This window comes from Paenibacillus sp. YN15 (assembly GCF_003285005.1).
GTDB lineage: Bacteria > Bacillota > Bacilli > Paenibacillales > NBRC-103111 > Paenibacillus_AR.
The window spans coordinates 55,520-79,458 of the sequence record NZ_QMFA01000035.1 but is presented as its reverse complement, the minus strand read 5'-3'; the positions used below and the strand labels follow the sequence as shown (position 1 = coordinate 79,458).

Annotated in this window: 20 protein-coding genes; 19 read left to right on the top strand and 1 reads right to left on the bottom strand. The window is 58.7% G+C overall.

Annotated features, from left to right (window positions below; genetic code table 11):
• Window positions 1–2,127: 2,127 nt before the first annotated feature.
• Window positions 2,128–2,382 (bottom strand): hypothetical protein, encoded by a 255-nt coding sequence (locus tag DQG13_RS22940; protein WP_113022502.1) that lies wholly within the window; start codon window positions 2,380–2,382, stop codon window positions 2,128–2,130.
• A gap of 276 nt (window positions 2,383–2,658) precedes the next feature.
• Here DQG13_RS22940 and DQG13_RS22935 point away from each other — a divergent pair, with 276 nt between their 5' ends.
• The 19 genes from DQG13_RS22935 (at window position 2,659) to DQG13_RS22845 (ending at window position 23,556) form a co-directional block, all read left to right on the top strand.
• A complete protein-coding gene (locus DQG13_RS22935) occupies window positions 2,659–3,396 on the top strand; it encodes a YveK family protein (RefSeq protein ID WP_113022501.1) in 738 nt (245 codons plus the stop codon).
• Window positions 3,377–4,048: a CpsD/CapB family tyrosine-protein kinase gene (locus tag DQG13_RS22930; RefSeq protein ID WP_113022500.1), complete on the top strand. Its 672-nt coding sequence runs from the start codon at window positions 3,377–3,379 to the stop codon at window positions 4,046–4,048. Before DQG13_RS22935 ends, DQG13_RS22930 begins: the two co-directional genes overlap by 20 nt.
• Before the next feature lie 315 nt (window positions 4,049–4,363).
• On the top strand, window positions 4,364–5,257 hold the full coding sequence (galU, locus tag DQG13_RS22925) for a UTP--glucose-1-phosphate uridylyltransferase GalU (protein ID WP_113022499.1): 894 nt from the start codon (window positions 4,364–4,366) through the stop codon (window positions 5,255–5,257).
• Window positions 5,258–5,273: 16 nt separating this feature from the next.
• Window positions 5,274–5,966, top strand: coding sequence for a sugar transferase (locus tag DQG13_RS22920; protein ID WP_113022498.1), 693 nt, complete (start codon window positions 5,274–5,276; stop codon window positions 5,964–5,966).
• A gap of 47 nt (window positions 5,967–6,013) precedes the next feature.
• Window positions 6,014–7,354, top strand: a complete 1,341-nt coding sequence (locus DQG13_RS22915) for a UDP-glucose dehydrogenase family protein (RefSeq protein WP_113022497.1) — start codon at window positions 6,014–6,016, stop codon at window positions 7,352–7,354.
• 24 nt (window positions 7,355–7,378) lie between these two features.
• Window positions 7,379–8,425: a glycosyltransferase family 4 protein gene (locus DQG13_RS22910; protein ID WP_113022496.1), complete on the top strand. Its 1,047-nt coding sequence runs from the start codon at window positions 7,379–7,381 to the stop codon at window positions 8,423–8,425.
• Window positions 8,376–9,902, top strand: coding sequence for an O-antigen ligase family protein (locus tag DQG13_RS22905; RefSeq protein ID WP_181592935.1), 1,527 nt, complete (start codon window positions 8,376–8,378; stop codon window positions 9,900–9,902). Before DQG13_RS22910 ends, DQG13_RS22905 begins: the two co-directional genes overlap by 50 nt.
• 30 nt (window positions 9,903–9,932) lie before the next feature.
• A complete protein-coding gene (locus DQG13_RS22900; RefSeq protein WP_113022494.1) occupies window positions 9,933–11,051 on the top strand; it encodes a glycosyltransferase family 4 protein in 1,119 nt (372 codons plus the stop codon).
• Window positions 11,052–11,054: 3 nt separating this feature from the next.
• A complete protein-coding gene (locus DQG13_RS22895; protein WP_113022493.1) occupies window positions 11,055–12,368 on the top strand; it encodes an oligosaccharide flippase family protein in 1,314 nt (437 codons plus the stop codon).
• Between the two features lie 113 nt (window positions 12,369–12,481).
• Window positions 12,482–13,456, top strand: coding sequence for a glycosyltransferase family 2 protein (locus tag DQG13_RS22890; protein ID WP_113022492.1), 975 nt, complete (start codon window positions 12,482–12,484; stop codon window positions 13,454–13,456).
• The gene (locus DQG13_RS22885; RefSeq protein ID WP_113022491.1) at window positions 13,453–14,610 is read left to right on the top strand and encodes a glycosyltransferase family 4 protein; all 1,158 of its coding nucleotides are present in this window, start codon (window positions 13,453–13,455) and stop codon (window positions 14,608–14,610) included. The genes DQG13_RS22890 and DQG13_RS22885 overlap by 4 nt, the downstream gene beginning before the upstream one ends.
• A 4-nt stretch (window positions 14,611–14,614) precedes the next feature.
• Window positions 14,615–15,799, top strand: a complete 1,185-nt coding sequence (locus DQG13_RS22880) for a glycosyltransferase (protein ID WP_113022490.1) — start codon at window positions 14,615–14,617, stop codon at window positions 15,797–15,799.
• Window positions 15,800–15,827: 28 nt separating this feature from the next.
• Window positions 15,828–16,994, top strand: a complete 1,167-nt coding sequence (locus DQG13_RS22875) for a glycosyltransferase family 4 protein (RefSeq protein WP_113022489.1) — start codon at window positions 15,828–15,830, stop codon at window positions 16,992–16,994.
• A 19-nt stretch (window positions 16,995–17,013) separates the two neighbouring features.
• Window positions 17,014–17,685, top strand: coding sequence for a CatB-related O-acetyltransferase (locus tag DQG13_RS31775; RefSeq protein WP_181592934.1), 672 nt, complete (start codon window positions 17,014–17,016; stop codon window positions 17,683–17,685).
• A gap of 17 nt (window positions 17,686–17,702) precedes the next feature.
• A complete protein-coding gene (locus tag DQG13_RS22865) occupies window positions 17,703–18,350 on the top strand; it encodes a CatB-related O-acetyltransferase (RefSeq protein WP_113022487.1) in 648 nt (215 codons plus the stop codon).
• A 53-nt stretch (window positions 18,351–18,403) separates the two neighbouring features.
• Window positions 18,404–19,603: a glycosyltransferase family 4 protein gene (locus tag DQG13_RS22860; protein WP_113022486.1), complete on the top strand. Its 1,200-nt coding sequence runs from the start codon at window positions 18,404–18,406 to the stop codon at window positions 19,601–19,603.
• Window positions 19,584–21,881, top strand: coding sequence for a glycosyltransferase family 4 protein (locus tag DQG13_RS22855; protein WP_113022485.1), 2,298 nt, complete (start codon window positions 19,584–19,586; stop codon window positions 21,879–21,881). The genes DQG13_RS22860 and DQG13_RS22855 overlap by 20 nt, the downstream gene beginning before the upstream one ends.
• A gap of 20 nt (window positions 21,882–21,901) precedes the next feature.
• Complete coding sequence (locus DQG13_RS22850; protein ID WP_113022484.1) at window positions 21,902–23,269, top strand: sugar phosphate nucleotidyltransferase; 1,368 nt, start codon at window positions 21,902–21,904, stop codon at window positions 23,267–23,269.
• The gene (locus DQG13_RS22845) at window positions 23,260–23,556 is read left to right on the top strand and encodes a hypothetical protein (RefSeq protein ID WP_113022483.1); all 297 of its coding nucleotides are present in this window, start codon (window positions 23,260–23,262) and stop codon (window positions 23,554–23,556) included. Before DQG13_RS22850 ends, DQG13_RS22845 begins: the two co-directional genes overlap by 10 nt.
• The last annotated feature ends 383 nt before the right edge of the window (window positions 23,557–23,939 follow it).

The following is a 23,939-nucleotide window of genomic DNA, read 5'->3' as shown; positions in this document are numbered from 1 at the left end:
AGTACAATGTCCTCCTGACTAGATGACCTCTTTGGTCATGTTATATTTGATGCATCGTTAGTGGCAATAAGCACTTCTCAGTTCCGCAAGGACGGGAATGGCGGCAAAAGCTGCTGTAAGAGTCGCTCAGTTCCGCTGCGTGCTGCTCCTCCAGAGCCCAGGGGATAGGCAGGGATGATGGAGGCACCGGAGGTGTGGGGACGGAGGAACGGTGAGCATCTGCGGGCTAGGGATAGGTGAGGATGACGGGGAAGTTCCGGAGTGCAGGTATGGAGGGATCATGGACAGCTTCGGGAGACGGAGATAGGCAAGGATGACGGGTAAGTTCCGAAGGTGTGGGTACGGAGGGATGGCGAGCAGAGACGGGGCCCAGGGATAGGTGAGGATGACGTGGAAAGTTCTGGAGTGCAGGCATGGTGGGATGGTGAGCAACTTCAGGGGAACGGAGAGAGGCTGGGATAACAGGTAAGTTTGGGAGGGGCGGATATGGAGGGATCATGGACAGCTTCGGGGGAGGGAGATAGGCAAGGATGACGGGGTAAGTTCCGGAGGTGCGGGTATGGAGGGACGGTGAGCAGCTTTAGAGGGATGAAGATAGGCAGGGATAACGGGTAAGTTTGGGAGGGCGAGTAGGGAGGGGGCATGGACAGCTTCGGGAGATGAAGATAGGCAGGGATAACGGGTAAGTTTGGGAGAGCGGGTATGGAGGGATCATGGACAGCTTCGGAGGATGGAGATAGGCAAGGATGATGGGGAGGTTCCGGGGTGCAGCTATGGTGGGATGGTGAGCAGCTTTAGGGGAACGGAGAGAGGCTGGGGGGCGGATGATGTTGACAAACTGGGGCTTTACGCTTTTGTTTCGTAGCTGGGAGCGGCGGTGGCCCGCAGACAGTAACGGAAGCGGTTTTCCGCTATGCTCGCGGGAATCGGGTAAAAGAGGAGAATAGCGGAAGCGGGATTCCGCTATTGGGCAAAGGGGAGAAGCGCAGATGGGGGCAGACCGCCCATAACGGAAAATCCCTTCCGTTACCGGGCGCTAAAACGGTGCAGTTACCCAATAGAGGAAAACCTTTTCCGTTATTCCCGGCAAATGAGGCCTCCGCCTTACCAAGATTCGCATCCGGTCATGTCTATCCCTCAACCCGTACATGATAGCGGGCATCAAATGTCTGCTATTTGCGACCAAGGCCGATAAAAGCGGAAATAGCATACATCAAATGTCTGCTATTACCGCGCAAGGCCCCTTTTTTGGCTGGAAAATCCGATTTAGCAGACATTGTATGCCGCTTACATAAGCAAAAACCGGGGTCTTCAGCAAAATAGCAGACATTGTTTGCCGCTTACATCAGCTAATGATCCAGTTTGTCCAGCGCCCGAGTTCGCTTAACTCCCCCAAGCCCCCGTCCATCCGAGTCTACCCAACTAACCAAGGCCCTGCCCATCCGAGTCTACCCAACTAACCAACGCTCTGTCCATCCGAGTTCACGCAACTAACCAAGGCCCCGTCCATCCGAGTCTGCCCAACTAACCAACGCTCTGTCCATCCGAGTTCACGCAACTAACCCAAGCCCCCGCCCGCTCCAGTTCGCCCAACTACTCCAAGCTTTCACCCGCCCGTTCACCCAACGATAATAGGCGTAAAGGGGCAAACCCACCCGCCCCTATTCGCCCAACTAACCTCTCTGTTCACCCGGTATCCCGCCTAAGCCCTCGACCCGCTTCCTGAGCAAAAGGGATAATAGGCGAAAAGGAGCAAACCCACCCGCCCCTATTCGTCCAACTAACTTCTCTGTTCACCCGGCATCCCGCCTAAGCTCCTGCCCTGCTTCCTGAGCTAAAGGGATAATAGGCGAAAAGGCGCAACCCACCTGCCCCTATTCGTCCAACTAACTTCTCTGTTCACCCGGCATCCCGCCTAAGCTCCTGCCCTGCTTCCTGAGCTAAAGGGATAATAGGCGAAAAGGCGCAACCCACCTGCCCCTATTCGTCCAACTAACTTCTCTGTTCACCCGGCATCCCGCCTAAGCTCCTGCCCTGCTTCCTGAGCTAAAGGGATAATAGGCGAAAAGGCGCAACCCACCTGCCCCTATTCGTCCAACTAACTTCTCTGTTCACCCGGCATCCCGCCTAAGCTCCTGCCCTGCTTCCTGAGCTAAAGGGATAATAGGCGAAAAGGGGGCAAAGCCTGCATCCGGCTCCCCGCAGGTCGCTTTGGCCTCCCTTCGCCCCGCAAGCCGCTTTGGCCCCCCGCTCCGCGGCAGCCTTGCCTCCGCTCCGCGGCAGCCCTTGCCCCTGCTCCCGGTAGGCGCCTTCCGCACCCTTCCACCGCCGCCGCTCCACCCGAAAAACTTCTTCTATATATACGGAAGCGTCATCATTCAAACTGTATGCGCTTCTAATTGTGAAATCTGTCATATGGCATTGACAAGATACAATCTGTAACATAAATTAGTGGATATAGATCGCTTCTCCCGGCGTCTTTCCCTTGTGCACACTTATGAAAACAAAAGAAAACCAACGATGTGTTGCGACATTTTTTCAATTATAGTTGACAAGATACAATTTGTATCATAAAGTAAAAGGCAAGCGCTGATACAAAACGTAACTTTACGGCAGGAATAATGAATCCAATTAACAGACTGGGAGTGAGGATGAAGAATGGAACTGAAAAACTATTGGCTGGCGGTAAAGAAGAGGCTCTGGCTGATTCTGCTCTGTGTAGCAGCCGCCACAGCGACCACTGCTTATTACACCTTTGACCGCTACACCCCCCAGTACCAGGCTTCCTCCAAGCTGGTCATCAATCAGACCTTCAGCAATGATTCCGGTGTGGAAATCATGGATACCGGGGCGATGAACAGCAACATCCGGCTCATCGAAACCTACAAGGAAATTATCCGCAGCTCCGCCATTATGGATAAGGTAGTTGCCAAGTACCCGGAGCTCTCCGCCACCTCCGACGAACTGATCCGCAGCATCAATGTATACTCGGTGAACAACACCCAGATCATGATGATATCCGCTGTTGGCCTCTCCTATGAGCGCACCGCCCAAATCGTCAACGGCGTGTCCACAGTCTTCCGCTCCGAGATTCCGCGCATCATGAAAATCAACAACGTCACGCTCCTGACCGAGGCCCCGATGCTGAACAACCCGCAGCCGGTCAACCAGCCCGCCGTTTCTAATATGCTGCTTAGCTTCATCATCGCCTTGCTCTTCTCCGTCGGCTTGATCTTCCTGCTGGAGTACCTGGATGACACCATCAAAACCGAGGATGACATTCTCAAGGTGTTCGATGTTCCGGTGCTGGCAACGGTAACCTCCATTGAGAAGAAGGACATGAAGCGACATAAACCGCTGAAAGCAGGTGAACCCTATGCCACGCTTAACCGCTGATCAACCGGTCATTATGGATGTCAATCCGGATTCCTCCATCGCCGAGGCCTACCGGACCCTCCGGACCAACATCGAATTTTCCTCCGTGGGCAAGGAAATGAGGATCATCATGATCACCTCCGCCTCCAGGGGGGAGGGCAAGTCCACCACCGCCGTCAATCTGGCCATCTCCTTGTCCCAAGCAGGCAAAAAGGTGCTGCTCATCGACGCCGACATGCGCAACTCCTCCATTCACCGGATTTTGCGGGTGGATAACAAAAAAGGGCTGGCCAACTACCTGGCTCTCCAAACGGAGCTGCCGGAAATCATTACACCGACCCATATTCCCAATCTCAGCGTCATCCCGTCCGGCACCCAGCCGCCCAATCCGGCGGAGCTCCTGACCATGAACCAGATGGACTATCTGCTGGGCGAGCTGAAGAAGGATTTTCACACCATTATCCTGGATACACCCTCCGCCCTGTCCGTTACCGACGCCCAGATTATCGCAGCCAAGTCCGACGGCGTTCTCCTGGTGGTGGAGCAGGGCTTCGTGAAGCGGGATGCCGCCAAAAAGGTCAAAGCCTACCTGAAGCATGTGAATGCCCGTCTGCTGGGTGTGGTATTTAACAAGATTAACAAAGCCAACCTGGATACCTACGCCGGGCGCTAAGGCCCGCAACCTCCGCAACAACGGCGGCCGCAGCCGGAAGGAACGGACTGATTGGCGGCAGGTAATGTCTACTGCACCTGTATCACTGTAGGCACTCGGTCATGCTGTGGGCCCTAAGGGGCCTTAGACGTTCATCGTCAAGGGTGTGATGTGAGGACGGGTTCAATGCCCTTTTCAACAACCAAGCCCAAGTGGATGAAAAAATAAGCCTACATTCCCGGCAATCCGGAAAAAGGGAAGGTGTGCTTGTTGTTTTATCCACTTCCACAAGACGTTGCAAACATCCCAATTTATTTTTTATAAGGAGGAACCGTAATGAAAAAAGTCAGAAAAGCGATCATTCCCGCAGCCGGTTTGGGAACCCGTTTTTTGCCGGCGACCAAGGCCATGCCCAAGGAAATGCTGCCCATCATCGACAAACCCACGATCCAATATATCGTGGAAGAAGCGGTTGCCTCCGGTATCGAGGATATCATCATTGTAACGGGCAAGGGGAAGCGGGCGATTGAGGATCATTTTGACCATGCTTTCGAGCTGGAGAGCACACTTGTGGAAAAAGGCAAGCTGAAGCTGCTGGAGGAAGTGCAGCGCTCCTCCAAGGTGGATATCCACTATATCCGCCAAAAGGAACCCAAGGGTCTGGGCCATGCCGTATGGTGCGCCAGACGTTTCATCGGAGATGAGCCTTTTGCCGTGCTGCTCGGGGACGACATTGTCAGCGGGGACCAGCCCTGCACCAAGCAGCTGATCAGCCAATACGAAAGAACCGGATGCTCCGTCATCGGCGTCCAGCCGGTATCCGATCAGGAAACCCAGCGTTACGGCATTGTGGACCCGATTATGAAGGACGGCCTTCTCTATCAGGTCCGGAACTTTGTGGAGAAACCCTCCTTTGGCACTGCCCCCTCCAATCTGGCGATTATGGGACGTTATGTGCTGACTCCGGAGATTTTTGATTTTCTGGAGCTGCAGGAAGAAGGCGCAGGCGGCGAAATCCAGTTGACGGACGCCATCCAGAAGCTGAATGACGCCCAGAAGGTATATGCGTATCATTTTCAAGGCAAACGGTATGATGTTGGCGAGAAGCTGGGTTTTATCCTGACAACGCTGGAATTTGCCCTGTGCAACCAGGAGCTGCGCCAGCCCCTGCTGCAGGAGCTGGAGCGGATGGTCAACACAAAAGAATTCATGCCGCGCGTGATCGGTTAAAAAGGAGTGTGGAATCATGCCGAATTATTCATTCGATGGACAAGCGCTGTCATCCCGGGCTGTATATTCCGATACGGCCGCATCGGTCAATCCCAATGAGCGCAAGCCGTATCTGGCGACCAAACGGCTGCTGGATTTTTTCGGCGCGCTTGCAGGGCTGTTGCTGTTGACCCCGTTGTTTGCAATTGTGGCGGCTCTCATCAAGCTTGAAGATCCCAAGGGATCCATCTTCTTCAAGCAAATTCGGGTGGGCAAGGACGGCAGGGAATTCCACATGTATAAATTCCGCTCCATGGTGTCCAATGCGGAAGCGATGCTGGAGGAGCTGCTGGACAAAAATGAAGTGGGCGGCGCCATGTTCAAAATGAAGGACGATCCCCGGATCACCCGGATCGGCCGTTTCATCCGCAGAACCAGCGTGGATGAGCTGCCCCAGCTGTGGAACGTGCTGCGGGGCGACATGAGCCTGGTGGGGCCGCGGCCCTCCCTTCCCCGGGAAGTGGAGGAGTACACCCATTATGACCGCCAGCGGCTTTTGGTAACGCCGGGCTGCACCGGCCTGTGGCAGGTAAGCGGACGCAACAGCCTGTCCTTCGGCGAGATGGTGGAGCTGGACCTTCATTATATTGAGAAGCGCAGCTTCTTCTACGATGTGAAGCTTATCATCCGCACGGTGAAGATCATGATTGCACCCAACAGCGCATACTGAAAACTTGCCCCCAAAAGTGAAAACATATAAAGATGGGAGCGTTAAGGATGAACATATCGGTAATCGGTACGGGATATGTGGGATTGACTACAGGCGTAGCCTTGGCCCACTTGGGGCATAAGGTAGTATGCGTGGACATTGATGAAGCCAAGGTAGAGCTCCTGAATCAGGGCATACCGCCGATTTACGAGCCTGATCTGGAGGAGCTGATGGCCAAGTCGCGCTCCCGGCTGACCTTCACCACCTCCTACCGGGAGGCCATTCTGGAATCGGATGTGGTGTTTATCGCCGTGGGCACGCCGGCCAATTCCGACGGCTCCCCCAACCTGACTTATCTGCAGGATGCTTTCGATCATGTGCTGAAGACGCTGCTGCATAAGGCCACTCCTACCCTCCTGGTCAACAAAAGCACCGTTCCCGTAGGGACAGCCGACCGCTTTATGGAAGAGGTGCGCAAAAGAGGCCTGGGACAGGTGGTGGACATCGCCTCCAATCCCGAGTTTCTCCGGCAGGGGCGGGCGGTGTACGACACCCTTCACCCCGAGCGGATTGTGGCCGGAGGCAGCGAACGGGCCGCCCGGATTCTCCAGAGTGTATACAAGCCGCTTTTGGACGAAGAGAAAATTCCCTTCCTCCATGTGGACCTGCGAAGCGCGGAGCTGGCCAAATATGCCGCCAACGCCTTCCTGGCGATGAAAATTTCCTTCATCAATGAAATGGCCAATGTCTGCGACTGCGTAGGCGCGGACGTGCTGAAGATCGCCGAGGTCATCGGCTCCGATCACCGGATCGGCCCGGCCTTCCTCAATGCCGGCATCGGCTACGGCGGCAGCTGCTTCCCCAAGGATACGCGGGCCCTGCGGTATATCGCCGATACCAGCGGCTATAACTTCAAGCTGCTCTCCGCCGTCATCGAAGTCAACAATGACCAGCGGAACATGATGGTCCAGAAGCTGCGCCGGGAGCTGGGAGAGCTCCAGGGCCGCAAGGTGGCGGTGCTGGGGCTTACCTTCAAGCCCGCCACCGATGATCTGCGGGAAGCGCCCAGCATCCCCGTGATTCACGAGCTGCTGGCCCTGGGCGCGGAGGTGTGGGTGCATGATCCTGTGGCCATGGAAAAGGCCAGGGAGCTGCTGCCGCAGACGGTCCGCTTCGCCCAAGACTGCGAGGAATGTCTCCAGGATGCGGAGGCCGCGCTTCTGGTTACGGAGTGGCCGGAATATCTGCGCACCGCACCCGCCACAGCCCAAAGGGTGATGAAGCGGCCGCTGTTCATTGACGGGCGCAACGCCATCCCCGAAAATGCCCGGGCCGGCCTGGATTACCAAGGCATCGGCATTCCCGGCGCCTCCCGCAAGGAAGAGAACACCGTTACGCTGAAATCCTAACTCGAATCTGGAGAGTGTCAGCCTATGAGCGCAATCGTTCCATTAAAAATAGCGGTTGTGGCCTTTGAGCTCCCCCGGGTGAACCAAAAAACCGGGGGAGTCAGCCATTTCAACCACCGGCTGTGCAGCGCCCTTTCGGAGATGGGGCATGATGTTACGGCCTTTACCTCCCAGCCTACCATCCCCGGGGTGGATTACAAAACCATCATCGTGGAAGGGGCGGGCGAGGAGGAAAAGGGCAGATTCTACCGGTATTATGTGGCCCCCTTCAAAAGCCGGAAGCTGGACTTCCGCCCATATGACCTGGTGCTCTCCAGCGGCGACGATTGGGCCATGAAGCGCAGCGGGGCCAAATGGCTGCGGATCATGCACGGCAGCGCCCTAAGGGAAATGCAGCACAACAAAAGGCTGGTTCGCAAGGTGAACCTGTCTTTTTTGTATCTGCTGGAGCTGCTGTCTTCCCTGCGCTCCGACGCCACGCTGTTTAACTCCGCCGATACCCGGAAGCTCTATCCCGCACGCTCCTCCGACAAAATCGTGCATCTGCCGGTGGACCGCCGGATTTTCCATCCGGGGCCGAAGGAGGCCAACCCCACGATTCTTTTCGTCGGCGGCCTGGACAGCCGCAAGCGGGGCAGATGGCTCTTGGAGCTGTTCACCACTCACATTAAACCGCTGGTGCCGGACGCCCGGCTGTGGATGGTCAGCGAGCAGGGCCCGGAGGCGGAAGGGGTCACCTATTACAAGAATCTGGGCATTGAAGAGCTGGCGGACCTGTACCGCAGGGCCCATGTCTTCAGCATGCCCTCAACCTATGAAGGCTTCGGCATTCCTTATCTGGAAGCAATGGCAAGCGGCACCCTCGTGGTTACCACCCCCAACCCGGGCGCCAATGAAATTCTCCAGCAGGGCCGGTTTGGCCGAATCGTGCAGGACAGCCAGCTTGCCGGCTGTCTGACGGATGCCCTGCTGGACCCCCAAGCTTACGGGGAGATGGTGGAGGCGGCATTGGAGTGGGCGGATGACCATTCCTGGCCGGCCATTATCCGCCAGTATCTGGCCTATGTTTGACAATCCCATTGTCAATTGGGGGGTACGCTTTTGGGAGGTTGCCGCCGACCGGCTGGGCTTGATGATGAACTGGCTGTACCGCCAGGTCTGGCTGCGCAATCTGGTGATGGCGGCGATTATGCTGGGAGGCTGCCTGTATCTGGGGAAATACGCCTCCTTCAACAAAACCATGGTGGTTCAGCTCATCGGCCTTACCGCATTTTTGCTTCCGGCGTTTCTTCTGGCCCTTGCCAAGGGCAACGGACTTCTGATCTATATCAGCCTCATGTGGGCCATAGCGCCGGAAGTAAGGCGTTTGGCCGATTATTATATGGGCTATTACCATGCGGTCTCCCTGATCAGCCTGCTGCCGCTTTTGGCCACAGGGATGCTGCTCTTTCGGATTCTGAACAAGGGAATACCGGAAAACAAACCCGTCCGTTCCATGATCGCCATGTTCCTGATTCCCTTCGGGTATGCCGCCGGCATCGGAATCATCCTCAACCAGGCGGCGGGATTATACACCGTGCTGACGGCGGTGGCTCCCCTGTGCATTTTCATTTATCTGATCAGCCATCCCCTGAAAAGGGAAGAAAAAGACCGCTTCATGGCCATGTACGCCACGCTGGCGGTGCTGCTCTCCATTTACGGGTGGATTCAGTACATCTACCTGCCGCCGTGGGATCTTCTGTGGATGAACGGCGCCAAGATGATTTCCCTGGGCAAACCGGCGCCCATGCAGTTTCGGGTTTTTTCCACCATGAACTCTACGGGGCCGCTGGCCATCTTCCTGATTTCCGCCCTGATTCCCATGGTGGTCAACCGCAAGTGGCGGGGCCCCTTCGGGCTGGTGGGCATTCTGATTGTCCTCTCCACCCTGGGCACCACCCTGGTCCGTTCGGCTTGGGTAACCCTGATTGTGGGGATTCTCGTGTATCTCCTGCTGTCCAAAAGCGCCAGCCGTCTGAAGATTATTCTGACCCTGACGGCGGTAACCGCGGCGGCTATGCTGGCTCTGCCGCTTTTGCCCAATTCGGAGCAGCTTACCGACCGGGTAGGCACCCTGGGGAAGCTGGAGGAGGACGGCTCCTTCAACGCCCGGATCGGCCTGGCGCTCCATGCCATTCCGGAAATTCTTAAAGCCCCCTTCGGCATGGGCTTCGGCAGCATCGGCCAAAGCTCCAGCAAGCTGGGGGACGGCCAAGGCTTCGCTGGGTTAGGTTCGGTAGACAACGGCTATCTGGGAACCTTCGCCACCTACGGCCTGATCGGCGGACTCCTGTTCTTCCGGGCCATTCTCCTCTATTACCGGCGGATCAGAGCGGTTCCGCAGCAGGATAATCCCTATGTTCCCCTGGCCCTGTCCACCATCCTGCAGCTTCTGGTGGCATTCCTCTTCGGAGGCGGCCTGGAGGGGCTAAGCGCCGTCATCTTCTGGCTGTTCACGGGCCTGGCCTTTGTGCCGGAGGAAGAAGCATCCCCCGGAGACACGCCCTAATCATTTTTTCGGAAAAAGGAGATATCCATTATGTCGGGAAAACGGATTGTCATTGTCAACCACGTAGCCGAGCTGGGAGGCGCCGAGCGGGTGCTGATGGATATGCTGGCCCATCTGGACAAGGAGAAGTTCCAGGTGGAAATGATCTTCCTGTCGGAGGGCAGGCTGGTGGAGGCGGCCAAAAGCTGCGGCGCCAACGTCCATGTGGTGAACTCCGGACGCATCCGCAGCCCCAGGCAGTATTGGCGGACCATCTCCTTCATCCGCAGGGTGATTCGCCAATCGGGGGCGGAGATGGTGGTCAGTTGGGCCCCCAAGCCTCATATGTACGGGGGTGTGGCGGCCATGCTGGAGGGCAAACCCAGCATCTGGTGGCAGCACGGTGTTCCCACGGGAACCCTTTTTGACAAGGTGGTAAGCCGGATTCCGGCGGAGGCGATTCTTTGCCCCTCCCAGAGTGTCCGGGACGCGCAAGCCTCCTTAAGCCCCAAACGGTACGTGGATGTCAATTATCCCGGCATCAACAAGGATACCTTTTTCTATAGCGGCGAATTGCGCGCCGCCATCCGGCAGGAATACGGCATCCCCGAGGAGGCGTTTGTGTTTGCTTTTATCGGCAGGCTGCAGCGGTGGAAACGGACCGATGTGGTGATCGAAGCCTTCAAGGAGGCTTTGGCCGGACGGGATGCGCGTCTGCTGATTATCGGCGGGGCGCTTTTTGGCGTGGAGAAGGAGTACGAAAGCGAGCTGAAGGATTTGGTTGCCCGCAGCGGCTTGGAGGAGCAGGTGATCTTCGCCGGCCACCAGCATCAGGTGGAGCGGTTTATCTCGGCCAGCGATGCGGTGGTGCACAGCTCCCTGTTCGAGCCCTTCGGAATGGTGGTGGTGGAGGCTATGGCGGCGGGACGGCCGGTGCTGGCTGTAGGCAAAGGAGGCCCCGCGGAGATTATCCGGCACGGGGTGGACGGCTACCTGTATGACGGCAGCGCCCGGGAGCTGGCCCGCTATATGGCGGAGGTGTACGGAGACCGAAATTTGACCCGCAGGGTAGGCGACGAGGCGAGGAAAACCATCGACTCCCGCTTTACCGCGCGGATTATGGCGGAGCGGTTCGCCCATGTTGTGGAAGAGAGGATGGCCAACGGATAGCCTATGAAAAAATTATTCTTCTCCAGCTTCGCCGTCAACATTCTGGTGATGGCGCTGAATATGGGCACGGGCATTATTATGGCCCGCTTTCTGGGCCCTTACGGCAGAGGCGAGCTGGCGATGGCTACCCGCTGGGCGGTTCTGTTCGCCGGATTGTCCACCCTGGGACTTCCCGGCGCCATGATCTACCTGGGCAAAAACTTCAAGGAAAAGCAGCGGGAAATCTTCGGCGCTTTTCTTCTGACGGGGGCTCTGGTAGGGTTGTCCGCCCTGGTCATCTGCCAGCTCCTGACATTGGTGATTATGTCCGGGGAATCCCGGGAAATGATCCTGCTGGGCCAATTGGCGCTGCTGGCGCTGCCCTTCGCGGTGATGACGGACGGACTGATCGGCACTCTACAGAGCTTCAACAGCTTCCGCAAGGTGCTGCTCACCCGGATTCTCAATCCCGTCGGCACCTTGGCGGCCTTGGCCGGGCTGATCCTTACAGGCCACGTGACGGTGTTCAACATTATTCTGCTGAATGTCATCTGGGGCGCGGCCACCTTTTTCCTCATTATCTACTGGATTTTCAAGGTGATGAAGCCGAAGTTTACAAAGCTTTTCTCCAATGCGAAAATGCTGCTCCAATACGGCATCAAAATCTACGCCTCCTCCCTGGTGCAGGTGTTCGGCGGGAGCTTCGACCAGATTCTGCTGTCCCTGACGCTGAGCGCATATGCGCTGGGCATCTACACCGTAGCCTCCAGCGTGGGCAGCATTCTCCCCTCCATTCTGTACGGAGCCCTGAATGTGTTCCTGGCGCCGCGCCTGATGGATTTCACCGGGGAGCGGAGACGGCAGGAGGTCAGCCGGATTCACGCCATCTTCTTTTACGGCACGGGAGCCGCCGCCGTCTGCGGCTGTCTGGCGCTCCCTTTTGTGATTCCGTTTATGTACGGGCGGGAATTCTCCGAGGCGGTGCTGCTGGGCATTATTCTGCTTTTGATGTCGCCGGTGAAGGTCGGCTATTCGATTCTGCTGAACTTTTTTGCCGCCGAGGGTAAATTCAATGTGTTGAGCAAAACGGAAATCATCGGTCTGGTTACCGGTTTTGGGGCGCTGCTGATTCTGGTCCGTTTCACCGGGGCGGCCGGAGCGGCTTGGGCTCTGGGGGCGGCCAATCTGGCCAAGTGGGGCTACCTGATCATTCAGGCCAAAAAGCTGAAGCTGCCGGTTGCCGGACTGTTCCGGCTCCAGCCGGGAGAGGTGCTGGCGCTCCTGCGGGGGTTCAGCCTGAAGAAGCGTCGCTCTCTTACTTCGGTCCCCCAAAAGTGAACAAGTGCTCTGTAGCGTATTCCGGGTACTTTTGGGGAAACCCCCATAACATAAAGCTGAAAGAGCGTCCCCGAAGGGTCATCCATATCGGTTGATAAAGGAAGGTAGATAGCATGATGTTAACGGTGGTAATCCCCTCTTACAAACGTCCGCAGGAGCTGGCCAATTGCCTGGCGGGCATCGACGCCCAGGAGCGGCAGCCGGATGAGGTGATCGTGGTTTGCCGCGAGGAGGACGCCGGTACGCTGGCGTTTGTGAAGCAATGGGAGGCGGCTCCCGCAGCTTACCTCAAGCGCCATGTGCAGGTTTCCCGGCCCGGCGTCATCCACGCCATGCAGACGGGAGTAGAGAACGCCTCAGGCGACATTGTTGCCTTTATCGATGACGATGCGGTGCCCTGGAAGGATTGGGCGGGCAGGCTGCTGGAATATTACCGTGATCCTCGGGTAGGGGGAGTCGGCGGGCGGGACGTGATTGCCGGCCGGGACCATACCATTAAGAAGCCGGTGGTGGGCCGGGTCACCTGGTACGGGAAGCTCATCGGCAACCATGATCAGGGCTATGGGAGCCCCCGGGAGGTGGATGTGCTGAAGGGAGTGAATATGTCCTTCCGCACCCCGCTGGTGAAGTTCCCCGGCTTTATGAAGGGAAAAGGAGCGCAGGTTCATTTTGAAGTGTTCCTGTGTATGGGCATCCGGCGGCTGGGCTACAAGCTGATCTATGATCCGGAGCTGCGGGTGGACCATTACCCCGCCGCCCGCCATGATATCGACCAGCGCAACGCCATTGTCCGCGACGCGGTGGCCAATGCCTCCTTCAACCTCAGCGTGGCCCTGCTTCACGGGCTGCCCGCTTACCGGAGGCCGGCGCGGATCGCCTACGGCATGCTGGTGGGGGACCGCCGGATGCCGGGAGTGGTCCGGATGCTTTACGGGGCGGCCAGGAGGGATAAGACGGTGGTGCAGACCTTCCTGCCGTCCATGAAGGGACAACTGGAGGGGGTGCTGTATTACTTCCGCCATGCGGACGCCCCTGCCCCGGGCCCGGGACAACAACAGCTTCAGTTGAAGGAGGGTCAACGGACGTGAATATTCTGCTCTCCATCCATCACTATATGGACAAAAATGCCGGAGCACCCGGCGTCACCTACCGGCTGGCGGAGGAATACCGGCGGCTGGGGCATCAGGTGGAGCTGTTTTCCTTTGACGAGCTGCCCAAGGATATGCCGGAATCCCTGATTACGCTGTTGTATCCCCAATATCTGCATGCCCGGTGCCGGAAGCTGCAGAAAGAAGGCAGGCTGGATGTTATCGACGCTTCCAGCGGGGATATCTGGTTCCACCTGCGGATGCGCCAGAAGGGCGGCGGCACCGTGGCCGTCACCCGCAGCCATGGGCTGGAGCATCTGGCCCATGAGGCCAGAGTGGAGCGGGCCAGGCTCGGCGAGATGAAGCTGTCGTGGAAATACCCCATCTACCATGGGGGATACCGGCTGTGGGAGGTGGCCCAATCCTTCCGGCAGGCGGACGGGGCGATTTTCCTGAACCGGGATGAACACCGCTACGCCGCCGAACGATTCAGGCTTCACCAGTCCACGGTGATTGGCAACGGGGTGCCGGATTATCTGCTGTCCCTGCCCCTGACGCCTACTCCGCTTGAGGAGGGGGAGCCGCTGCGGATCGCCTTTATCGGCAGCTACATTCCCCGCAAGGGAATCGAGTTTGCCGCCAAGGGGCTTGGGCCGGTGCTGGACCGCTATCCCCATGCAGAGGTTGCCTTCCTGGGCACCCAATGTCCGCCGGAGCGGGTTCATGCCGATTACGAGCCCCGGCTTCATGACCGCATCCGGGTGGTTTCCCGCTATGAGCATTCCGCGCTGCCGGAGCTTTTGGCCGGATACCAGATCCTCTTGTTTCCTTCCTTAAGCGAGGGGATGCCCCTGTCGCTGCTGGAGGCGATGGCCTGCGGACTTGCTCCGGTGGCAAGCCAAATTCCCGGGCCCAATGATATTGTTAGCCACGGGGAAAACGGCTTGGGAGTTCCCGCCCGCGACGGGGAAGCCATTGCCGAAGCGCTTGCGGCGCTTTTGGACGACAGGGAGCTGCTGCACCGGCTGCGGACCCGGGCGTGGGAGACGGCGCAGGCTTACAGCTGGCGGCGGATTGCCGGGGATACTCTGGACTATTACAGGCAATGTGCGGAACAGAAGGCGGAGAGCGCCAAGCTTAGATCGATAGGGTGATGAGATGATGCGAATCCTGCAAATGGTGGATTACTTCGGCAACTTCGGCGGCCTGGAGCGGTTTGTCTATAATTTTTCCCTGGAGCTGCTGGCCGAAGGGCATGATACAATCGTGACCGCGCTGGAAGCGGAGGAGACGGATTGGGGCGCGCAGGCGGTGCCGGTGGTTCACATAGGCTCCATGGACAACTGGGAGGCCGCCATCCGCGATTACCGGCCGGATCTGATTATCTGGCACCAAAGCACCCGCTCCAGCGAGATCGTGCTCCGGATGGCGGGGGAATACCCCATTCTGGCTACGGTTCATGCCCCCATTTGCCCGGCGGGAGGAAGACTTTTTCGGGATAAGGATGAAATCTGCTGCAAGCCGGGAGGCCTGGGCTGTTTGCCCCGCTGGTATATGCGCCAATGCGGCGCCAGCGCAAGCCCCAAGGCGGCGCTTCAAGGACTTGTGCAGTACAACTCCGCGATCAAGGCTCTGAAGGCCTGCCGGAGAATTTACACCGTCAGCAAATCTCTGAAGGATTTCCTCGTTATCGATGGTTTGCCCGAAAATAACGTCATCATCTTCGACAACACCCTGGGCGGGCTGGCCCAGTTCTACCCGGAGCTGGCGCCTGTGGCGTCCGATGCCAAGGAACTGAAGCTTCTGTACATCGGGCGGCTGGTGTATACCAAGGGCGTCCAATATTTCCTCAAGTCCATCCGGCTGCTCCGGGAGCGGGGCATTGAAGCGACGGGGACGGTGGTGGGGGACGGCTGGTACAGCGGCAAGCTGAAAAGCATGGCCGAGGAGCTGGAGATTGCCGATGCCGTCCGGTTTGTGGGCAAGGTGGCCGGGCAGGAGGTTCACCGGTGGTATGAGCGCTCCGATGTGGCGGTGGTGCCCTCCATCTGGCCGGAGCCGGCCGGATTGGTGGTGCCCGAGGCCCGAGCGCTGGGCAAGCCGGTGGTGGTGTTCGACTCCGGCGGGCTGCCGGAATGGAGCCAATGGATGGATGGCATCTATGTTTCCCGTCATGCGGATGCCGAGGATTTGGCCGATACGGTGGAGACGGCCTGGAACCACCTGCGCCAGGGAACTGCCGCAGCCGGGGTGAGCCGGGCTGTGCCGGTGCAGGCGGAGGAAACGCCCGAGTACCGGCGGATCAATATTATCGAGGATTTGCACTCCGTTTCTTTTTCCTGAAAACAATGATGGTAGGGGGAGGGGTTCCATGAATAGCAAGGTGCTGGCCGGATGCTCCACACCCTTCGGCATGGGGGGACTGGGGGGGCATCTTCAGTTTATCTGCAAGGCTATGGAAACGGCGGGGGTAGAAGCCGGGGTGTACTGCCGGGGAACGCCGGGCAAGCCGGGATTTGTGGATGTGCCCAACCCGGTGTGGGACAAGTGGCTGCGTTATACGCCGGTCCGTTGGCTGCCCTCCAAGCAGGTCTATTGGAACGGGATGCAGTTTGACAAGGCCGTTGCCGAAGTCTATCCATCATGCTACAGTGTGTATCATTCCTTTCCGGGTTTTGCCGAAGCCACCTTCCACAAGGTCAAGGCCAACGGCGGGGTGACGGTGCTGGAGGCGGCCACCACCCACGCGGCGGATGTGTACCGGATTACCGAGGAGGAGCATAAAAAACGGGGCATCGGCGGCAACCCCTTTTCCCGGGAATGGGTGGAGCGGGTGATGCGGGAATACGAGCTGGCGGACTACATTACCGTGGCTTCCCGGCTGCAGGCGGAAAGCTTTCTCCGCCGCGGCTTTGCGGAAAGCCGGATTCTGTACGCGCCGCTGGGTATCGATACCGCCCGGTTTTCTCCGGGGCCGGAGGCGGAGAGCGGAGGGCAGCGGGAGGACGGCGTGTTCAGGATTATCCAGGTGGGCCAAATCTCCATCCGCAAGGGCTACCACTATCTGCTGGACGCGGTGGAAAAGCTGGGCGACCGGGACATTGAGGTGGTGCTGGTAGGCGGCATCGGCTGGCGCTCCATCGCCAAGTCCATCGAGGAATACCGCAGCCGCGGCGTGCGCATTACCTGCGCCCCCGGCGATCCGCTGCCCGCCTTGCGCAGGGCCAGCCTTTATGTGCATTCGTCGGTGGAGGACGGCTTCGGCCTGGCTCCACTGGAGGCCATGTCGGCGGGGCTGCCGGCGGTAGTCACGGATATGACGGGGATGAGGGATGTAATTGACAACGGCCATAACGGGTTTATCATTCCCAGCCGGGATACGGATGCTTTGGCGGAGCGGATTGCGCTCCTGAAAGCCAACGAGTCCCTGCGCCGGCAGATGGGCCAGGCGGCCCGGGCTACAGCGCTGGAGTATGACGCCGCCCGGTGCACCCGGCAATATGCGGCGCTGCTGTCGCCGGTCTGGAACGCGGGATAAAGCCGGAGGGGGGAAGAACATGAACCGCTCAACAAAAATCAAGCTGGCCCGCAAGCTGGGCAAGGTGCTGCGCTTTATCCAATATTGGTCGGTCCAGCCGGAAAACAGCAGCATCCATTCCACCGTTTGTGTGGAAACGGGCAGCCGGATCGCCCCTTCGGTATCCATCGGGCGGTACAGCTATGTGGGGCATAACACCATGATCCAGTCAGGCTCTATCGGCGCTTTTTGCTCCATCAGCTGGAACGTAACCATCGGTGCGGATGAGCATCCGGTCAGCGGCGCCTCCCATCATCCCTTCTGGTATTCCCCGGCCCATCACGATTTGAAGTCGCCGGTGTGGCGATGGGGGCAGACCAAGGCGCCGCCTGTGATCGGCAATGATGTCTGGATCGGAGCGGGAGCCACTATTTTGCGGGGAGCCGTTATTGAGGATGGGGCGGTCATCGCCGCAGGCAGTGTGGTAGGCAGCCATGTGCCCGCTTACTCCGTTATCGGGGGGATTCCCGGCAAGCTATTGAAGTATGCGGTGGAGGATGACGAGCTTCGCCTCGCCCTGCGGGAGATTCGCTGGTGGGAATGGGATGAGGCCAGGCTGCAGGAGGCGGCCGCCAGCTTCGGGAATGTGGAGGAATTCGTCAGACTCTACGGCGCGCTTCCCCGGCAAGAGGAGAAGCGGCTTAGCTCATAGCGGGGGTGCGGGAAGTCATGAGTACCATGGTCAATTGGAAAATGCAGGCGGCGCTTCGGCTGGACGGCTACATGAGCTACTGGAAAACGCAGAAGCAGAAGATGCAGACGGGCATTCACGAAACAGTGTACGTGATGCCCCAGACCCGGATCAATCCCGGCGTAACGGTTGGCCGCTATACCTATATCCGCGAGGGTGTGGAAATCGACTCCGGCCGGATCGGCGCTTTTTGCTCCATTGCCCCGGGAGTGAGAATCGGCGGCGATGAGCATCCGGTAGATGCGGTGTCCACCCATCCCTTCTGGTACTCGCCGGGCGGCTTCACGCTGCCGGTGGAGGACAGGGAGGCGGGCTGGGCCCAGCCCAAGCCGGAGCCGGTGATCGGCAACGATGTCTGGATCGGGGCCGGCGTCCAGATTCTGCGGGGGGCCGTCATCGAGGACGGGGCCATTATTGGCGCAGGCGCCGTAGTCACCGGCCGGATACCGGCTTACGCCGTTGCGGTGGGCATTCCGGCCAAAGCGGTAAAAAGCCGCTTTGCTCCGGACATCTGCCAACGGCTTCGCCGCACCTGCTGGTGGGAGTGGGAGGAAGCCCGGCTGAAGGAAGCCCGCCGGCTGTTCGGCAATGTGGAGGAATTTCTCCGGTACGCGGAGCAGCCATAGAGTATCATCAAGCGGATTATCCGCCAATATCCAGATGAAGGAGCAGTGAAAGCATGGACATACTGGCAACGGGAATGGGCTGGATCAATCATACCCCAGGCGGGTTAAACCGGTATTTTGCCGACTATCTGGAAGCGATGGCCGCTTGCGGTCATGAAGTAAGAGGGCTGGTTACGGCCCACGGCGAGGAAATCGCCGCTCCCGCCTATATCCGGGATGTGCTGGACAGGCCGGAACGGTTATCCACCCTGGCCCGGACCAGAGCTTTCCGTGCCAGAGTCAAGGCGGAGCTGCTGCGGCGCCAGCCCGATGTGTTCAATCCCCACTTTGCCCTGTACAGCTCCTTGGTGACCCGGGACATGGTGCCGGCGCATATTCCCATTGTGACCCACTTCCATGGGCCTTGGGCCCAGGAGTCGCTGGTGGAGGATGCGGGGCTGGATTGGGGCCAGAAGGTGCGGTACCAGCTGAAAAAAAATGTGGAGCTGCTGTCCTACCGGCGCGCGGATCATTTTATCGTATTGAGCCGCTACTTCCGGGATATTCTCACCCGGGATTACGGGGTTTCCGGCGAGGCCGTCCATATTGTGCCCGGCGCGCCGGATATCGAGCGGTTCCGCCCGGCGGAGAACCGGGAGGAGCTGCGCCGGGAGCTGGGGCTTCCCCCCGGCGCCAAGGTGCTGTTCTGCGCCAGGCGGCTGGTTAACCGGATGGGCATCGACAACCTGATCCGGGCTATGGCCGCTGTGGTTCATGCGGAGCCGGGGGCAGTGCTGTACATTGCCGGCGACGGAGCGCTGAGAGGCCATTTGCAGGACCTGATCCAGGAGCTGGGGCTGGGCGGCGCTGTCCGTCTTTTGGGCCGGGTATCCAATGAGGAGCTGGTCCGCTGGTATCAGGCGGCTGACCTCAGCATTGTACCCACTGTGACCCTGGAGGGCTTCGGCCTGGTCACGGTAGAATCCCTGGCCTGCGGCACGCCGGTTCTGGGCACCCCCTACGGGGGAACCAAGGAAATTTTGGAGCGGCTTTCCCACGAGCTGCTGTTTGAGGATCACAAGCCCGCCTCCATCGCCGCCCGGATGATCTCGGCCTTGAACGGCTCCAGCTTTGTTCCCGGACGCAGAGCCTGCCGGGAATTTGTGCTGGCCCATTATACATGGGAGAAGGCGGCTTCGGCCATCACTGGCATTTTTGAGCAGGCTATCCAGGAACGGGAGGGGGAAGGCGTTTATGAACGCAGCGTTTTATAACCACACCAGCGATGTCAGCGGCGCTGAAATCAGCCTCCTTCTCACGGCACGCCATCTGACGGATGTCGCCCCGGTGATTTTCGCCCCGGAGGGGGAGCTGCTGGAGCGGGCCAGGGAGGCGGGCATTGCCGTCCAGCCGGTGGAAAGCTACCGGGCGCGGATGAGCAAAAATCCGCTGAAGCTGGCGGCGGGAATGCTGGGGATGCTGAAGTCCGGCTTCCGCTTCTCCCGGGCTGTCCGCAGCAAACAAGTGGATCTCATCCACGCCAACTCCCTGCGGGCGGGCATGATGGCCTCGCTGTTCGCCTGGCATCACCGGCTGCCGGTGATCTGGCATGTGCGGGATATGCCGCCGGGCGGACTCATGGGCAAGGCGGTGAACCTGCTGGCCTGGCTGTCGGGCAGCACCGTCATCGGCATTTCGGAGCCGGTCACCCGGGGCTTCGCCCAAAAAGCGCTGGCCGGCAGGCTGCACCTGATCCACAACGGCGTGGAGCTGAAGGAGATGAACGAGCTGGAGAAGCGCTATCACCGCCAGGCTATCCGCGAAGAGCTGGCCACGCCGCAGAAGGCCAAGGTGGCGGCCATTATCGGCCAGATCACCCCCTGGAAGCGCCAGGAGGATGCCATCGAGGCGGTCGCCGGGCTTTTGGAGCAGGGCTATGACATCTACCTGTGGGTGGTCGGCGAGGCCAAGTTCCGCCAGGAGAATATCGAATATGAAATCGCCCTGCGCAACAGGGCGGAGGAGCTGGGAATCGCCCACCGGGTGCGGTTCACCGGATTCCGCAAGGATGTGATGGAGATCTGCGCGGCGGCGGATCTTCTTTTTTTATGCTCGGACAACGAACCCTTCGGCAGGGTCATCATTGAAGCCATGTCCCAAGGGACGCCGGTGGCGGGCACCCGGTCCGGAGGAGTTCCGGAGATTATCGAGCACGGGGAGAGCGGATTTTTGTACGAGGTTGGCCATGTGGACCAGTTGGTTCATCTGGCGGGACGCCTCTTAACCGATGACCTCCAGCGGGTGCGGATGGGGCGGAATGCCGCGGAGCGGGTAAAAGCCCTCTTCACCATCCAGCGGACAGCGGAACGGGTGGAGGAGGTTTACGCCTCTATGCTGTCTGCCCGCCGCCAAGCGCAGCCGGAGACATTCCCCGCTCCTGCCGCCGCTTCCGAAAAAGGCCAGAAGGTGGCCATTGTCCACGACTATCTGAACCAGATGGGCGGAGCGGAGCGAGTGGTGGGTGTGCTGCACCGGATGTATCCGCAGGCTCCCATTTTTACCACCATTGTAGACCGTGACAAGCTGCTTCCCGAGCTTCAGGACGCGGACATCCGCACCACCTGGATGCAGCGCATTCCCGGGGTGAACAAACGCTTCAAGCTGTTCTTCTGGCTGTATCCTTTTGCCGTATCCTCCATGAACCTGAAGGGTTACGACATTGTGATCAGCTCCAGCAGCGCCTACGGCAAAGGAGCCCCTGTAGATGAAGGGGCGGTGCATATCTGCTATTGCCATACTCCCATGCGGTTCGCCTGGGATTTCAACAGCTACATGGAGGCGGTGAAGGTGCCTGCCTTGGTGCGGGCGGCGGCCCGGATGCTGGTGATGCCCCTGCGGCTGTGGGACAAAACCACCTCCCGCAAGGTCACTCAGATCATTGCCAACTCTACGGTGGTCAAGGGCCGGATTGAGGAGCATTACGGCAAGGACGCCCTGGTGATTTTCCCGCCGGTGAATGTGAACCGGTTCCAGGTGGAGCGGTCGTCGGGGGATTACTTCCTCATCGTATCCCGGCTGGTGTCCTACAAGCGCATTGATCTGGCTGTAGAGGCCTGCTCCTATACGGGGCAAAAGCTGGTGGTTATCGGAGACGGCCCCGACCGCGCCCGGCTGGAGGCTATCGCCGGTCCCAGCGTCACGTTCCTGGGGCGGCTGCCCGACGAAGAGGTGGAGCGCTACATGAAGCGGTGCCAGGCCTTGCTGTTCCCGGGCTTCGAGGATTTTGGCATTACGCCTCTGGAGGCCAACGCCTGCGGCAAGCCGGTTATCGCCTTCCGCAAGGGCGGGGCGCTGGACACGGTTGTGCCCGGCCTGAACGGCCTGTTTTTTGACGAGCAAACCATTGAATCCCTGGCCGAGGTTCTCCGTTCCTTCAATGCGGAGCAATTCGATCCCGCAGAGATTCGCCGCCATGCGGAGTCTTTCGAGGAAACCCGCTTTATCCGGGAGCTGGAGCGGGTCGTTCAGGACGCCGCAGGCGACCATCACTAATCAAAAAGGAGGAAGCCGCAATGAAGCTGGTCCTGTTATCCGGCGGCTCGGGCAAACGCCTGTGGCCTTTATCCAACGACGCAAGGTCCAAGCAATTTTTGAAGGTGCTGCAAAATGATGAGGGCGGCATGGAGTCCATGGTCCAGCGGGTCTGGCGGCAAATGAGGCGTGCGGGGCTGGCCCGCCACGCTTCCATTGCCACGGGCAGAGGCCAGGTGGATATGATCCAGAGCCAAATCGGCCCGGAGGTGTCCGTCATTGTGGAGCCTGAGCGCCGGGATACCTTCCCGGCTATCGCCTTGGCGGCGGTGTATCTGTATTCCATTCAGGATGTGGCCCTAAATGAAGTGGTGGCCATCCTTCCGGTGGACCCCTATGTGGAGGATAGCTTTTTTGACAAAATCAAAGAGCTGGAGGGAGCTGTTGCGGCTACCGGCGCCGATCTGGCGTTGATGGGGGTGCAGCCTACCTACCCTTCGGAAAAATACGGCTATGTGGTCCCCGAGGCCGATTGCGCCGGTTCCTCCGAGGTGATGATGGTCAGCCGTTTCGCCGAAAAGCCCAGCCGCGAAAAGGCCGAAGCGCTGATCGCCGAGAAGGCGCTGTGGAACTGCGGCGTATTCGCCTTCAAGCTGAACTATATGATTAATTTGCTGGTAGAGCTTGGATTACCCATCCATTACGAGGAAATGCTGCGCCAGTACCACCGGCTGCCCAAAATCAGCTTCGACTACGCCGTAGTGGAAAAGGCGGAGCATATTGTGGTGCTTCCCTACGCAGGCGAGTGGAAGGACCTGGGCACTTGGAATACGCTGACGGAGGAAATCAAGGCTCCGCTTATCGGCAGCGGCACCATCTGCGGCGATTCGCAGAATGTGCACATGATCAATGAGCTGGATATTCCCATCGCGGTGCTGGGCGTGTCCAATCTGATCGTATCCGCCAGCCCCGACGGGATTCTGGTGGCGGACAAAAACGCCAGTCCCAAGGTGAAGGATCTGATCGGGCATTTGGAGCAGCGCCCCATGTACGAGGAGCGGCGGTGGGGCTCCTACCGGGTGTTGGATTTCAAGAAATTCCCCGAGGGCCGGGAGGTGCTGACCAAACGCATCTGCATCTCCGCCGGCAAAAACTTAAGCTACCAGACTCATGCCAAACGCAGCGAGGTATGGACGGTAATCGCCGGCAGCGGCCAATTTGTGCTGGAAGGCCGGATTGGCGCGCTGCAGGCGGGAGATGTGGTGAAGATTCCGGTGGGCGCCAAACACAGCATCCGGGCGTTGACGGAGCTGGAGATTATCGAGGTGCAAACCGGCAGCGAGCTGGTGGAGGATGATATCGAGCGTTTGACCATGTCCTGGGAAGAGATTGTGAGCCTATGCAAATAAAACATCCCTATTCCAACCCCTCCGGCCGCTCCTTGTCATCCGCCGAGAAGGAGCGGAAGTATCCGTTGAAATGGGCGATCTGCTACCGCGGCAAACCCTATATTTCCCTTTACGGCAAAAAGAAGGCCCATGACCTGCTGTACAAGCTCAACCAGACCATGCTTGGTCTGACGGTTGTTCCTTTGGAGCCGGGTGAAAGCAACAGCGGCGGCAAAACCCTGGGCGGTGTGATCCGCCAGGGCCGACAGTCGGTAAAACGTTACGAAAGGGTCGGACAAAAAGGTTAGACCTATGCTGGATGTTGCTCCTTTGATGTTACTTTTAATAAAGCCCTAGAATACCCATGAGGGTATTCTAGGGCTTTATTTGTTGCAACTATACCTCACTATATCTCGCACACTCATTGCCCCCTCGCTGTAACTTACTGCCTCATTGTAGCTCGTTGTAGCTCGCTGTATCCCCGCTGTAGCTCGCTATATTTCACTCTATCTCGCCGTATCTCACTGTATTTCACTGTATCTCACTGTATTTCACTGTATCTCGTTGTATCTAGCTGTAGCTCGCCTATCTCACCCTATCTCGTCTTATCTCACCGTATCTCACTCTAACTTGCTGTACCTCACTATGCCCCACTACAACTTACCGCGACTTACTATACTGAAAACCCTGC

What these genes read in the sequence shown, in the direction of transcription:
- DQG13_RS22935 (WP_113022501.1), top strand. Translation starts at nt 2,659, where the DNA reads ATGGAACTGAAAAACTATTGGCTGGCGGTAAAGAAGAGGCTCTGGCTG.
- DQG13_RS22930 (WP_113022500.1), top strand. Translation starts at nt 3,377, where the DNA reads ATGCCACGCTTAACCGCTGATCAACCGGTCATTATGGATGTCAATCCG.
- galU (WP_113022499.1), top strand. Translation starts at nt 4,364, where the DNA reads ATGAAAAAAGTCAGAAAAGCGATCATTCCCGCAGCCGGTTTGGGAACC.
- DQG13_RS22920 (WP_113022498.1), top strand. Translation starts at nt 5,274, where the DNA reads ATGCCGAATTATTCATTCGATGGACAAGCGCTGTCATCCCGGGCTGTA.
- DQG13_RS22915 (WP_113022497.1), top strand. Translation starts at nt 6,014, where the DNA reads ATGAACATATCGGTAATCGGTACGGGATATGTGGGATTGACTACAGGC.
- DQG13_RS22910 (WP_113022496.1), top strand. Translation starts at nt 7,379, where the DNA reads ATGAGCGCAATCGTTCCATTAAAAATAGCGGTTGTGGCCTTTGAGCTC.
- DQG13_RS22905 (WP_181592935.1), top strand. Translation starts at nt 8,376, where the DNA reads ATGACCATTCCTGGCCGGCCATTATCCGCCAGTATCTGGCCTATGTTT.
- DQG13_RS22900 (WP_113022494.1), top strand. Translation starts at nt 9,933, where the DNA reads ATGTCGGGAAAACGGATTGTCATTGTCAACCACGTAGCCGAGCTGGGA.
- DQG13_RS22895 (WP_113022493.1), top strand. Translation starts at nt 11,055, where the DNA reads ATGAAAAAATTATTCTTCTCCAGCTTCGCCGTCAACATTCTGGTGATG.
- DQG13_RS22890 (WP_113022492.1), top strand. Translation starts at nt 12,482, where the DNA reads ATGATGTTAACGGTGGTAATCCCCTCTTACAAACGTCCGCAGGAGCTG.
- DQG13_RS22880 (WP_113022490.1), top strand. Translation starts at nt 14,615, where the DNA reads ATGATGCGAATCCTGCAAATGGTGGATTACTTCGGCAACTTCGGCGGC.
- DQG13_RS22875 (WP_113022489.1), top strand. Translation starts at nt 15,828, where the DNA reads ATGAATAGCAAGGTGCTGGCCGGATGCTCCACACCCTTCGGCATGGGG.
- DQG13_RS31775 (WP_181592934.1), top strand. Translation starts at nt 17,014, where the DNA reads ATGAACCGCTCAACAAAAATCAAGCTGGCCCGCAAGCTGGGCAAGGTG.
- DQG13_RS22865 (WP_113022487.1), top strand. Translation starts at nt 17,703, where the DNA reads ATGAGTACCATGGTCAATTGGAAAATGCAGGCGGCGCTTCGGCTGGAC.
- DQG13_RS22860 (WP_113022486.1), top strand. Translation starts at nt 18,404, where the DNA reads ATGGACATACTGGCAACGGGAATGGGCTGGATCAATCATACCCCAGGC.
- DQG13_RS22855 (WP_113022485.1), top strand. Translation starts at nt 19,584, where the DNA reads ATGAACGCAGCGTTTTATAACCACACCAGCGATGTCAGCGGCGCTGAA.
- DQG13_RS22850 (WP_113022484.1), top strand. Translation starts at nt 21,902, where the DNA reads ATGAAGCTGGTCCTGTTATCCGGCGGCTCGGGCAAACGCCTGTGGCCT.
- DQG13_RS22845 (WP_113022483.1), top strand. Translation starts at nt 23,260, where the DNA reads ATGCAAATAAAACATCCCTATTCCAACCCCTCCGGCCGCTCCTTGTCA.